The 12,889-nt window shown below is 28.2% G+C and carries 13 protein-coding genes and 1 other annotated feature; of the genes, 7 read left to right on the top strand and 6 right to left on the bottom strand.

The features are described from left to right. Window positions 1-20: 20 nt before the first annotated feature. The 3 genes from CM240_RS04655 to CM240_RS04645 all read left to right on the top strand — a co-directional run bounded on the left by CM240_RS04655 (window position 21) and on the right by CM240_RS04645 (window position 2,030). A complete protein-coding gene (locus CM240_RS04655; protein ID WP_044036962.1) occupies window positions 21-536 on the top strand; it encodes a hypothetical protein in 516 nt (171 codons plus the stop codon). 472 nt (window positions 537-1,008) lie between these two features. Then, on the top strand, window positions 1,009-1,494 hold the full coding sequence (locus CM240_RS04650) for a hypothetical protein (protein ID WP_044036959.1): 486 nt from the start codon (window positions 1,009-1,011) through the stop codon (window positions 1,492-1,494). Further along, window positions 1,491-2,030 (top strand): permease, encoded by a 540-nt coding sequence (locus CM240_RS04645; protein WP_156930506.1) that lies wholly within the window; start codon window positions 1,491-1,493, stop codon window positions 2,028-2,030. The genes CM240_RS04650 and CM240_RS04645 overlap by 4 nt, the downstream gene beginning before the upstream one ends. A 25-nt stretch (window positions 2,031-2,055) precedes the next feature. Here CM240_RS04645 and CM240_RS04640 read toward each other — a convergent pair whose 3' ends face one another. After that, on the bottom strand, window positions 2,056-2,901 hold the full coding sequence (locus tag CM240_RS04640; protein WP_044036957.1) for a DUF1189 domain-containing protein: 846 nt from the start codon (window positions 2,899-2,901) through the stop codon (window positions 2,056-2,058). Between the two features lie 69 nt (window positions 2,902-2,970). After that, window positions 2,971-3,723, bottom strand: coding sequence for a DUF1189 domain-containing protein (locus CM240_RS04635; RefSeq protein ID WP_044036955.1), 753 nt, complete (start codon window positions 3,721-3,723; stop codon window positions 2,971-2,973). Between the two features lie 161 nt (window positions 3,724-3,884). Next, window positions 3,885-4,089: a binding site (T-box leader), on the top strand. 63 nt (window positions 4,090-4,152) lie between these two features. Between CM240_RS04635 and leuS the strand changes: the two genes are divergently transcribed. After that, complete coding sequence (gene leuS, locus CM240_RS04630; protein ID WP_044036953.1) at window positions 4,153-6,588, top strand: leucine--tRNA ligase; 2,436 nt, start codon at window positions 4,153-4,155, stop codon at window positions 6,586-6,588. A 121-nt stretch (window positions 6,589-6,709) separates the two neighbouring features. Further along, window positions 6,710-7,576, top strand: coding sequence for a DMT family transporter (locus tag CM240_RS04625; RefSeq protein ID WP_044036951.1), 867 nt, complete (start codon window positions 6,710-6,712; stop codon window positions 7,574-7,576). A gap of 69 nt (window positions 7,577-7,645) precedes the next feature. On the opposite strand, the gene CM240_RS04620 is transcribed toward CM240_RS04625, so the two are convergent. From CM240_RS04620 to yjbM, 3 genes are all read right to left on the bottom strand, one after another. After that, a complete protein-coding gene (locus CM240_RS04620) occupies window positions 7,646-8,692 on the bottom strand; it encodes a DUF4179 domain-containing protein (RefSeq protein ID WP_044036950.1) in 1,047 nt (348 codons plus the stop codon). Continuing rightward, window positions 8,693-9,253, bottom strand: a complete 561-nt coding sequence (locus CM240_RS04615) for a sigma-70 family RNA polymerase sigma factor (RefSeq protein WP_242838491.1) — start codon at window positions 9,251-9,253, stop codon at window positions 8,693-8,695. A 114-nt stretch (window positions 9,254-9,367) separates the two neighbouring features. Beyond that, window positions 9,368-10,168, bottom strand: coding sequence for a GTP diphosphokinase (gene yjbM / locus CM240_RS04610; RefSeq protein WP_044036948.1), 801 nt, complete (start codon window positions 10,166-10,168; stop codon window positions 9,368-9,370). Between the two features lie 147 nt (window positions 10,169-10,315). Here yjbM and CM240_RS04605 point away from each other — a divergent pair, with 147 nt between their 5' ends. Beyond that, window positions 10,316-11,116, top strand: a complete 801-nt coding sequence (locus CM240_RS04605) for a DUF2225 domain-containing protein (RefSeq protein ID WP_084485375.1) — start codon at window positions 10,316-10,318, stop codon at window positions 11,114-11,116. Window positions 11,117-11,200: 84 nt separating this feature from the next. Beyond that, complete coding sequence (locus CM240_RS04600; RefSeq protein ID WP_044036946.1) at window positions 11,201-12,166, top strand: methyl-accepting chemotaxis protein; 966 nt, start codon at window positions 11,201-11,203, stop codon at window positions 12,164-12,166. A 31-nt stretch (window positions 12,167-12,197) separates the two neighbouring features. Here the strand turns inward: CM240_RS04600 and CM240_RS04595 are convergent, their stop codons facing one another. Further along, on the bottom strand, window positions 12,198-12,887 hold the full coding sequence (locus CM240_RS04595; RefSeq protein ID WP_044036944.1) for a metallophosphoesterase: 690 nt from the start codon (window positions 12,885-12,887) through the stop codon (window positions 12,198-12,200). Between the last annotated feature and the right edge of the window lie 2 nt (window positions 12,888-12,889).

Raw genomic sequence — 12,889 nt, 5'->3', positions numbered from 1 at the left:
CTTTTATGGGAGGTTATTATATGAAAAATGTATCTAATATAACAAGAGGTGGTATCCTTACTGCTTTATCCGTTATAGCTTTATATATTTCTTCATTGCTACCTACTAATAAAATAACAATATTAGCTATACTAGCTTTAATAATACCAATAGCAATAATATGGACTAATATCAAAACTGCATTAGCTATATATATATCCACATCTATTCTTGGTATTTTGCTAATTGGATTAAGAGGTAATGTTATTTCTTACATAATTCTTTTTGGTACTTATGGATTTTTTAAGTTATTTATAGAAAAACTTAAAAAACTTTACTTAGAGATTCCATTAAAAATTATATATTTCAACATATCATTAGTAATGATTTACTTAGTTGTAAGTAATCTTGTGGTTGATATTACTACACTTAAATTTAAATTACCTATTACACTATTAATCCTCGGTGCCAATATAGTATTTCTAGTGGCTGATTTTATTATCTCATTACTAATACATGAAATAAACGAAAAGTATCTAAAAAAATTGAAGTTTTAAAAAATGGGGTGTCGTATTAACAAACAAAAAGTTGTTAGCGATACCTCCTTTAGTCATGGCACAGGTTAGAATGCACAGGGCACAAGTAAGGTGAAAATTCCTCTTGGGAAGGAATTTTATTATAGTCCTGCGGACAGCAATGCGTTCTCATATTTACTATAAATCCATATATTTACCAAGCTATATGAAGGTGCAACCTTCATTAGCCCCCTGCAATGACTTTTATATTAGCTGTGATATAAATAAGAGACATAGCCTAACTTATATCATTCAACTAAAAACTTAAAATTTCATCCATACCTGTGCCTTGTGCCCTGATACTTGTGCCCTGCACTATACCTTTCATTTACTCTATTTTGCTGAAAAAGCTACCACACTCCTTTGTTCGACAGCCCCCTTTCTATTTATATGTAACAATCATTAATAATCCTGCATATCATAATAACGTAATAATTTTTATAATTGAGGTATTATGACAGCAATTATCTTATATACCCTATCACTTGTATTATTGATAATCTCTTTTCTAAAGGATAAGAAAAAAACTATACATTCTCTAAAAATATCAGTTACTTCTTTTGAAAAAATAATGCCACAATTTTTAGGTATCATAATAATTGTGGGAATCATTCTTTCAATTGTCGAACCTTCCACTATTTCAAAATTAATCGGTAATAGCTCAGGATTTCTTGGGATAGTCCTTTCAGCATTAATAGGTTCAATTGTACTTATGCCAACCTTTGTGGCCTTTTCAACTGGAAATATGTTACTTCAAAATAATGCAGGATATCCCCAAGTCGCAGCTCTAATATCTACTTTAACATTAGTAGGAATAATGACTATATCATTAGAATCTCAATATATTGGCAAAAAAGCTGCCATTCTTAGAAATTTTATTGCTTTTCTATTTTCCTTTATTGTAGCAATTTTAATCAGAAAGGTAATGATGTTCTTATGAATAATTTTATAAAAGTAATTAAAAGATATAAGTTCTTTGCTTTTTCTCTAACTTTACTTATTATAATATCATTGCTAAATAAGTCTATCGGATATAAAAGTATTCTAAGTGCAACAGATAGCTTTGTACAAATGATTTCTGTATTACCTCCTATTATGATTTTACTAGGACTTATTGATGTATGGGTTCCTAGAGAAAAATTAATTAAGTATATGGGGAATAACTCTGGACTTATTGGTATATTTCTATCAATGCTAATTGCTTCTATTGCTGCTGGACCCATGTATGCAGCTTTTCCATTTACCACAGTTCTTCTTAAAAAAGGTGCAAGGTTTAGTAATATAATTATTTTTATGAACACTTGGTGTGTTGTAAAAATTTCCACATTGCTATTTGAATTTTCATCTCTAGGATATAAATTTACAATAGCTAGACTTATCATAGATATTCCTGGTGTCATATTAATGGGCTACATTGTTAACTACTTTATGGATAAAAAATCTTTAATTGCAATATACGAAAAAGCCTCAAAATAACAAAAGTTATCTTGAGGCTTTTTTATTATAGCTTAGGTTCTACTCTCTTAGGCTCCTCTTTATATGAAATTTCTTCAGCATATCCATTTAATTTTATATGCTTTAATCCAAACCACATATAAATCAATGCTGGCGCTATAACAAATATAATTCCACCCTTTGATAAAGTTGGTGAGAACATAACAAATAGATTTACAAAAATTGATGTTGTCATAGCAAATAAAGAAATCCTAAATAAATCTTTATATGACATCTTAATATATAAGTTTTTAGCTGTAACAATTGAAACTCCTGCTACTATTGCTGTAACTATTAAAAATAGTCCATAGTTAACCAATGTATTACTTATTAAACTTGCTACACCTACTTTAGAAGCATTCTTTTTTGCTGGAATATAACCTTCATCCACTTGCTTTTGCAAATCAGCTTTAGTTAGCTTATTGTCTTCTAACTTTTCATTTGGAACAGAAGTCACTGATCCTTGACCATTTGCTACAATAGCAATTTTATTCTTATCTAAAACTACAGCTGATCCCATTTTTGCTATTTCTGAAACTTCTATATCTTTATTTTTATCTACTATAACTCTAATTCCATCTATATCCTTATCAATAGAAACATCTTCTTTTATAGTAAGTTTATCTTTTGTCATTTCAAAATCAGGGATATCATTTTTTACAATTGTAGATATAACTTGTAATTTTTCGTAAATATCTTTGTTGTTTTTAGCACTATAAAATATATATGGTATACTTGTTAAAAGTACTAAAATAAATAAGTATAAAAAACCTTTCTTTAAACTAACTTTCATAAATTTATGATACTGTTTAGGTTTAGCTATCGCTATTGCAAAATACTTAAAAAAATTCATCTTTTTCTCCTCCTGTGTACTACTTCCTATAATATTTTTGTAGATATAAAATTAAATAATTTATCTTCTCTAAACATTTATATTGACTTTCATTGATTTTATTCCTCTTATTATTGTTATAGCCCCTAATACCATAATGATAAATGTGTTAGCATCTGACGACAATGGATATACAAAACTCATTATTAATACAACTAATAATGGTGTAGTCAAAGAGTATAAGGCCATATTGAACAACTCTTTAAAAGATAAATTTACTTTCAATATAGATTTAGCTATATTTCCAACCAATGCAATTATTAGACTTACCCATAAATAGCTAATAAAATTTACCACTATAATAAAGAAAAATGATATTATCATTCCTATTTTCATCATAGGCATAAACTTTTTAATTTCTTCATCATCTATGTTAAATCTTTTATCTATATTAAAATCCATACTTTCATTAGGTGTTTTTATATAAATTTTATTTTTACTAATTAATATTCCACTTATATATTTGTTAAATTGATCTGTATTATCATTTTCCGCATTTAAATCTACCATAAATACTGAACCATCTAATTCTTTTTCATAAAAGTCTTCCCCATTTTTAAGTGACATTTCACCACTTTTTATAGTAAATGGAGGTATAACTTCATTTGTTATTTTATTAAATGTTTTTTGCATAGGCCCTATCACTGGTATAACAGTAATTACAGTAAATAATAATATAGCTATAAATAGATATAAAAAACCATATTGCATGCCTTTTTTTCTTACTTCTTTATATTCTTCTGGTTTAAAAGTTGAAGCTAAAAAACCTTTCACTAAAAACATTAAATTACTCCTTTCTAGTTATCTTCCTATAGTATTATACACTAATTTTGATATTCAAAATAGTAAACTTTTATTGAATAATATATAATTCCAAAATAAATTTAATATTTCTTTTCCTTGACAATAAATATTATTTTATATAAAGTAATATTATAACTTTATATTAAGCATTGAAATGAAGTAGTAATGCTAAATTTCTTAGTTAAGAGAACTGTTGGTTGGTGTAAAACAGTAAGGAATAGCATGAACTTATCATGGAGCTTGCTAATTTAAAAAATTAGCACGGTAAAAGCCGTTATTTTGTAAGTGAAGTATGATTATACTTAACTAGAGTGGTACCGCGGAAGTATAGCTTTCGTCTCTAAATTTGAGACGAAAGCTTTTTTATGTTATTTATTAACTTTTATGATAAAAGGAGCGATTAAAAAAATGGAAAAGTACTCAACTAAAATTGATGCTAAATGGCAAAAAAAATGGAGTGAAGATGAAACTTATAAATTTGATGGAAGTAATCTAGATAAGAAACTATATGTTCTTGAAATGTTTTCTTATCCATCAGGAGCTAAACTTCATGCTGGTCACTGGTTTAACTACGGTCCTGTAGATTCTTGGGCTAGATTTAAAAGAATGCACGGCTACAACGTATTTCAACCAATGGGCTTTGATGCTTTTGGATTACCTGCTGAAAACTATGCTATAAAGACAGGCATTCATCCAAAAGACTCTACTTTTAAAAATATAAAAACAATGGAAGAACAATTAAAGGCTATGGGAGCTATGTTCAACTGGGAAAATGAAGTAATAACTTGCTCTGAAGATTATTATAAATGGACTCAATGGTTATTCTTAAAACTTTATGAAAAAGGATTAGCTTATAGAAAAAATGCTCCAGTGAACTGGTGTCCTTCATGTAACACAGTTTTAGCTAATGAACAAGTAGTTGATGGTGCTTGTGAAAGATGTAATTCCGAAGTAACTAAAAAAAATCTTACTCAGTGGTTCTTCAAAATTACTGATTATGCAGATGAATTATTAGAAAAACTTGATGATTTAGATTGGCCTGAAAAAACTAAAGCTATGCAACGTCATTGGATCGGAAAATCAAATGGAGCAGAAGTAACTTTTAAAGTTAAAGATAGCGATGTTCAATTTGATGTATTTACAACAAGAGTAGACACTCTAAATGGTGTTACTTATGTTGTTTTAGCACCAGAAAGTCCATTAGTAGACGAAGTAGTAAAAGATGAGTATAAGGCAGAAATCGAAAGTTATAAAGAAGCTACTGCAAAACAATCTGAAATAGAAAGACAATCTATTACAAGAGAAAAAACTGGTGTATTTACTGGTGCCTACGCTATTAATCCAATCAACGGAAAAGAAGTACCAATATGGGTTGGTGACTATGTAATTGCATCATATGGTACTGGAGCTGTTATGGCTGTTCCAGCTCATGATGAAAGAGATTTTGCATTTGCTACTAAATACAATTTACCAATAACAAGAGTTATTGAAGGTGGAGACCTTCCATTTACTGAGTATGGACTACTTGTAAACTCTGGTGAATTTGATGGATTAAAAGGCGATGAAGCAAAATTAGCAATTGTTAAAAAACTAGAAGAATCTAAGAATGGTTCTTTAAAAGTTAACTATAGATTGAGAGACTGGCTAGTATCTAGACAAAGATATTGGGGAGCACCTATCCCAGTTATTCATTGCGATCACTGTGGCGTTGTTCCAGTACCGGAAAAAGATCTTCCAGTACAACTACCATACAATGTAGAATTTACTCCAGATGGAAAATCACCATTAGCTAAATGTGACGAATTTATTAATACTACATGTCCTAAATGTGGCAAACCAGCTAAGAGAGATGCAGATACTTTAGATACATTTGTATGTTCTTCTTGGTACTACTTAAGATATGCAGATCCTCATAATACCGAAAAACCATTTGACTCTGAGATAGTAAATAAAATGTTACCAGTAGATATGTATGTTGGAGGACCAGAACATGCTTGTATGCACCTTCTATATGCAAGATTTATTAATAAAGCATTAAGAGACATGGGATATCTTAATTTTGACGAACCATTTACTTCATTAAAACATCAAGGTCTTATCCTTGGACCAGATGGACTAAAAATGAGTAAATCTAAAGGAAATACTATTTCTCCAGATGACTATATCAAAGAATATGGTGCTGATGTATTTAGACTATACTTAATGTTTGGCTTCCAATATGAAGAAGGTGGAGCTTGGAGTGATGATGGTATCAAATCTATAAGCAAATTCGTTGAAAGAATGGAAAGAATTCTTGGAACTGCTTTAGCTGCTATAAAATCTGGTGAAAATAATAAAGATACAATGGATAAACTAGAAAAAGAACTTAACTTCGTTAGAAATCATACTATTAAGAGCGTAGAAACCGATACAGAAAAATTCCAATTTAATACTTCTATAGCAAGAATGATGGAATTCACAAATGCACTTTCTAAATATATCAATGAAAAAGACAAGAATCTTAATTTCTTAAAAGACACTTGCATAGATTATATTAAGTTACTTGCTCCATTTGCCCCTCACTTAGCTGAAGATCTTTGGGAAGCTTTTGGAAACAATGATTCTGTATTTAATGCAAAATATCCAGTATGTGATGAATCTGCTCTTGTTAAAGATGAAGTTGAAATAGCAATTCAAGTTAACGGTAAAATTAAAGCTAAAATTAATATTGCTAGTGGACTAGAAGAAGAAGAAATTAAAGCTGCTGCTTTAGATAATGATTCTGTAAAAGCTGCTATAGGTGATAAAACAGTAGTTAAAGTTATCGTTATTAAAGGTAGATTAGTTAATATAGTTATAAAATAATTTTTATAAATTAAGGGGCTGTCGCAATAACGAATAAATTTCGTAAGCGATAGCCCTATTCAGTACACCATTGTGAATTGTACACTGATAACTGTTATCGTAAATTATTTAGGAGGATTATATGAAAAATAAAAACTTAGCAATATTTTTTCTCATAATTTCAGCACTAGGATTTGCTCTTATGAGTACTTTTGTGAAATTAGCAGGTGATGTTCCTTCAATGGAAAAAGCCTTTTTTAGAAACTTAGTTTCATTTTTAGTGGCATTATTTATGATTATAAAAAACAAGCAATCTTTAATTGGAAAAAAAGAAAATAGAATGGCTCTTATAGGTCGTAGCTTTGCGGGAACCTTAGGAATTATATTTAATTTTTATGCAATTGGTCATATGAATCTTTCAGATTCTTCAATGCTAAATAAACTTTCACCATTTTTTCTTATACTTTTTTCATACTTATTCTTAAAAGAAAAAATATCACTAACACAAATTACTGCTGTAATTATTGCATTTATAGGAAGTTTATTTATTATAAAACCATCTTTTGATGTTGAAACAATTCCGTATTTAATTGGATTTATTTCTGGTGCTTCCGCTGGAGCTGCTTACACCTTTGTAAGATACTTAAGAGATAAAGAAGCACCTGCTACTATCGTATTTTTCTTTTCATCTTTTTCCATGATAGTAACAGGAGTATTTATGTTATTTAACTTCAAACCTCTTTCTCTAACAGAATTTACTTACTTAATGCTGGCTGGTGTATTTGCATCAGTTGGTCAATTTGCAATAACTAATGCTTATAAGTATGCTCCGGCTTCAGAAATATCTATTTTTGATTATACTAATATAATTTTTGCTGCTATCATCGGATTTATTCTTTGGGGTGAAATCCCTGATATACTTAGTTATATTGGATATGCTTTAATTTTAACTGCAGCATTATTTACTTTCTTTTATAATAAAAAATTATCAAAAACAACAGTTTCATAAGATTTTACTATATTATTAAATAGGGTCGTAGCACTAATCCAGTTAATTTTTGTGCTACACCCCTTATTTTTATTTTAATTCAATCTCTATAAAATCATTTTCAAACCACTGTATTTCCGTTTCTCTTGCTTCACTTTCTCCATATAAATATTCTATATATGGTTTGATTACTAGCTTTTTAGCATCTTCTGGTATAATATATTCTGCATAACACCACTGACTGTGACTTTCGTCTACATATAGATTTTCTAGTTTATTACCTTTTTCATCTTCAACAGTAAAATACACTATATTATTTGAACCCCTACCTGAATATTTTATATATTTAACATTTATAGATATAGGAGATACACGAACTTCACTTATATCCATATGCTGAATATCTATAGGGTTATCATTCGGAACATATATTTCTTTATTTATCATTTTTACATTAACTTTATTTAATAACTTATTATCAACTCCAAAATTAAAATTCCAATTCCCATCTATAGACATACTTGAGTTAATATCTATTCTTTGAATAAAAACCTTACTTATAGATAAGTTTACATCATGAGTATCACTATCATTAAAATCTTCTACTAAAAAATTAAGTACAATATCACAATTATCTACACTATTAAATTTTAATATATCAGAAATAAGACTCACAGTATTTCCATCTATTGTTGATTCATAGCTATACAAACTAATATTCTTAATGTCTATTTCTTCTCTATCAATATTAACCTCCTCATTATGTTTAGATAGATACTTACTGTAATCCACATTTATCTGTACTATTAAATTATTATTATCTAAAATTGCTTCTTTGAGTGTCATAACTACATCATTATCCTCAGAACTCTTATTTATTTCATTTTTATACTCATTTATCTCTTTATCATATAATGAATTTATATTTCCTTTTTCGTCTTTATGTTTTGACTCCAAATAATTTTTATAAAATATATTTTCAGATTTTATTATAGCTAGTACTGCGACAATTATTGTAATAGCTATTATAACAACTTCAATTTTCCTCCTTCTTTGATATCGCTTCCCTCTCTTTATCTCTTTTCTTATAACGTCTTCTATATTCATTGGAATTTTTATTTCATCAAACTTACTCATTTACTCCTCCTCCTTTAACAATCTTGCCAAACATTGTTTTCCTCTATGTAAATAAGTTTTCACCGTTCCCTCCGGCAAATCCATAACCTTAGCTATCTCCTCTATAGTCATTCCGTTGAAATATCTCATTATTATTGCATTCTTATACTTTATATTTAGAAGATCTATGGCATCATATAAATCTATGTACTTTATAACGTCATCCATATTTTTCCCTGCTACAAACAAATCATTATTATCCACACTAGATAGTTTCTTTTTCTTCTTTAATAAATCTATTGCATTATTTATAAGTATTCTAGTTATCCAAGTTTTAAAAAGAGTATGATCTTTAAGTTTCTTTCTACTAATAAACCCCTTATAAATTGTTTCCCCAACTATATCTAATGCATCAGCTTCATTTTTTACATATAAATATGCAGTCTTGTACAAATATTCTTTATAGTATTCCATAAGCTTCTCAAATGCCTTATCATCCTTAATCGCCCTTTTCTCTATACTCTCTTCATTAGTTTCTTTATGTTTACCTTTAACACTTATTCTTGATAATGTGTTTATCAAATATGCCCCCTCCTTAATACTAACCTTCATATATTAGACTAGATACTTAATAAAAAGTTTCAAATTATAATAAAAAAATGTTACAAAATTTTATTATTTTGTAACATTTTTATACTAATATGACCTATGTTTATACATAGTAAGTGTTTTTTCTGTAGATGATAATAAGTTAGTAAGGTCTATAACTTCTCCATTTTCTAAAAATCTATTAAGTTGCTCTCTGTATCTAGCCGCCTCTATATGTTTTCCTAAATTAGTTAATGCCAATATGTTATCTGATATTCTTGTAACTAATGAAGATTTTATTTCAAATAGTTTTTGAGCATCCATTATTTCACCTTTTATAATTCGCATCTCTTCATCTAATTTATATGCTGCATGAGCTGCATTTTTTAGTCTTTCTCTTACATCTTCTGGTAAGTCTTTTCTATATTTATAATTCAATGAATGTTCAATTGTTGCCCAAAAGTTCATAGCTAAAGTTCTTATTTGAATTTCTGCTAAGATCATCTTAAGGCCAGTTGACATGTTAACAGGATATTTTATTACTATATGATAACTTCTATATCCACTTTCCTTCACATTAGTAACATAGTCTTTCTCATAAACTATTTGCATATCTTTTCTTTCTCTAATTATATTAATTACAGTCCATATATCATCAACAAATTGACACATTATCCTTATACCAGCTATATCTTCAAGCTCATACTCTATCCTATCAATGGGAATATCATACTTATTAACTTTTTCCAGTATAGAATTTATTTCTTTTACTCTTCCCGTAACAAATTCTACTGGTGAATAATCATTTTTTCTTCTTAATTCAGTTCTTATACTCTTAAATTTAACCTTTAGCTCATTTACTGCTTGCTCATAAGGAAATAAAAAAGTCTTCCATTGTGTTATTGCCATAATTAAACCTCTTTATATTATGATAATTATATCTAACTACTATTATAATATATCATATTTAATAATAAAAATACCAATACTGTATTTAACATATTTTTTTGATATAATATATACATATTTAATTTTTTATAACAAGGAGTGTTTTTAATGTCAAACACAGAAGACCTATTTGGAGGTCTAGATAAAATAGGTTTTAATAATACAGGAAATATTAATATATACAAAAAACCCACTCTAAAAGAAACTGAAACAAAAAAAGCAACAGATAAAATTATAGATCCTTTAACACTACTTTTCGATAAAACCATTGATTGCCCAGTTTGTCATACGGAATTTAAGACAGCTTCTGTAAAGAAAGAAGGATATAAAATTTCTAAGCGAGATAGTGATTCTTTCATCTATTATAGAGATATAAATCCCTACTTATACGATATAACATTATGTCCTAAATGTGGTTATGCCGCATTAAAAAATGATTTTTCTAAGCTTCGTAATCATCAAAGAATACATGTAATTCAAAATATTACACCTAAATATATCTCAAAAGAATATCCTCGTTTATTAGATATTAATATGGCTATTGAACGATATAAATTAGCTTTACTAAACTCTGTATATATTGATTCACCAGCATCTACAAAAGCTATTTTATGTTTGAGATTAGGTTGGTTATATAGGCTTAATGAATCTTATGATAATGAAATTATATTTTTACGAAAAGCTGTAGAAGGCTTAGAATTTGCATATACAAACGAACTCTTTCCTATTTATGGTATGAACGCTTATTCTTTAGAGTACTTAATTGGTGAATTATATAGACGTACAGGAGATTTTGATTCCTCATTAAAATGGTTTTCAAATCTTATAGTAAAACCAGGGGTAGATTCAAAACTAAAAGAAAAAGCGCGTTGTCAACGTGATTTAGCAAAAGACTCTATAAAAAAGTAATATTTTATAATTTACAGTGAAGATTTGTTTTTTTTATTCGATAAAGTATGTATAGTAATAAATTCTATAAAACGGGAGGTAGCTATGTTATTTTCGAGAAAAAAAGACGATTCTACTTTTATTGATGATACACCACTTACAATTTCAAATAATGATGAAATAAAAGAACTTTCCAACGAAATACAAACTTCAGTAATATCTATTAAAAATAAGGCTAAAAATTTATCAACAGAAGAAATATATACATCTGCAAATAAAATTTCAGATTATACTAATGAAGAATCTTCTGATTTAGATTCAACAATAGAATCTATAGATAAATTTAACAATGAAATGGAAGGATTATCTCAAAACATAAATGATGTTCACGGTTTAGTTGTAAACACATCAAAGCTTGCTGATGATGGTTTAACTAACATGAATACATTAGATTCTTCTTTAAATGAATTAAAAGATTCATTCTCTACTTCTGCTTCAATAGTTTCAGATTTAGTTTCAAAAATAGAATCTGTTAACTCTATAACTGATTCTATAAGTCAAATTGCTTCTCAAACTAATCTCCTAGCTTTAAATGCTGCTATAGAAGCAGCTAGAGCTGGCGAAGCAGGAAAAGGATTCGGTGTTGTTGCTGATGAAATTAGAAAACTAGCAGAGAGCTCTAAAAATGCTGTTGAAAATATAACAACAATATTAGATGAAATAAAAAAAGATATTATGAATACTTCTTCAGCAATGAATTCTGCCGGTGATGCTATAGAGCTTCAAAATAATACAGTACAAACTACTAAAGAAACTTTCACATCAATAAAAACTTCTATTGATGACACAGTTAGCCAAATTAAAAATTCCGTTAACTCTGTTAATTCATCAACATCAGTTAGAACTGATATAGATGCAAAAGTTCACTCAATAAAAGAATCTTCTGAAAAATGTAATTTAGAAGTTAACTCTATATTATCAAGCATTAATGATTTTAAAGATAATATAAAAGATATAACTTCATCTTTAGAGGAACTAACAAAACAAACAACTGCTTTATTAAATAAATAGAAAATATCCACCTATCATTAGGTGGATATTTTTATTCTATTATTTTTATTGGATCAAAATCAATAAAGTCACCAGAAGTTAATATATATTCACATTCTCCAATAAACCCTTTAAATGCTCGTGATAATCCTTGGCCATGAATATGACCATATATTACTTTCTCTACATTATACTCTTCTAGAATCTCAACAAGTTTTGTTTTATTATCCTTTTCTAATATAGGTGGATAATGTATCATAGCTATTATTTTTGTAAATCCTTTTTTTCTCGCATCCTCTATAGACATCCTAAGTCTTAGTAATTCTCTATTATATATCTTCTTATCATGCTCTGAAGCATTCTCTTCCTCTGCTATAATCCATCCTCTTGTACCACAGATACCATAGTCTTCATAAGAAAAACTATTATTTTGAATAAATTTCATATTATCATACATTGAATTAAGTTTTGTTATACTATTCCACCAATAATCATGGTTTCCTTTTATAATAATCTTCTTTCCAGGTAACCTATGAATCCAATCAAGTTCTTCTATAGTCTCATCCATATTCATTCCCCAAGATATATCTCCACCTATAAGAACCGTATCTTCTTCAGTTATCTTTCTTCTCCAATTCTCTTCTAACCTACTTACATGATTTTCCCACTTAGATCCAAAAATATCCATAGGTTTATCCACATTAAAAGCTAAATGCAAATCTGATATTGCATATAAACTCAATC

The sequence above is a fragment of the Clostridium bornimense genome (genome assembly GCF_000577895.1).
GTDB classification, from domain to species: domain Bacteria; phylum Bacillota; class Clostridia; order Clostridiales; family Clostridiaceae; genus Clostridium_AN; species Clostridium_AN bornimense.
The sequence above is the reverse complement of the archived record's forward strand: the minus strand, read 5'-3'. Positions and strand labels throughout refer to the sequence as shown.

Coding starts and splice junctions, on each gene's coding strand:
- CM240_RS04655 (WP_044036962.1), top strand. CDS start 21: ATGAAAAATGTATCTAATATAACAAGAGGTGGTATCCTTACTGCTTTA.
- CM240_RS04650 (WP_044036959.1), top strand. CDS start 1,009: ATGACAGCAATTATCTTATATACCCTATCACTTGTATTATTGATAATC.
- CM240_RS04645 (WP_156930506.1), top strand. CDS start 1,491: ATGAATAATTTTATAAAAGTAATTAAAAGATATAAGTTCTTTGCTTTT.
- CM240_RS04640 (WP_044036957.1), bottom strand. CDS start 2,901: ATGAATTTTTTTAAGTATTTTGCAATAGCGATAGCTAAACCTAAACAG.
- CM240_RS04635 (WP_044036955.1), bottom strand. CDS start 3,723: ATGTTTTTAGTGAAAGGTTTTTTAGCTTCAACTTTTAAACCAGAAGAA.
- leuS (WP_044036953.1), top strand. CDS start 4,153: ATGGAAAAGTACTCAACTAAAATTGATGCTAAATGGCAAAAAAAATGG.
- CM240_RS04625 (WP_044036951.1), top strand. CDS start 6,710: ATGAAAAATAAAAACTTAGCAATATTTTTTCTCATAATTTCAGCACTA.
- CM240_RS04620 (WP_044036950.1), bottom strand. CDS start 8,692: ATGAGTAAGTTTGATGAAATAAAAATTCCAATGAATATAGAAGACGTT.
- yjbM (WP_044036948.1), bottom strand. CDS start 10,168: ATGGCAATAACACAATGGAAGACTTTTTTATTTCCTTATGAGCAAGCA.
- CM240_RS04605 (WP_084485375.1), top strand. CDS start 10,316: ATGTCAAACACAGAAGACCTATTTGGAGGTCTAGATAAAATAGGTTTT.
- CM240_RS04600 (WP_044036946.1), top strand. CDS start 11,201: ATGTTATTTTCGAGAAAAAAAGACGATTCTACTTTTATTGATGATACA.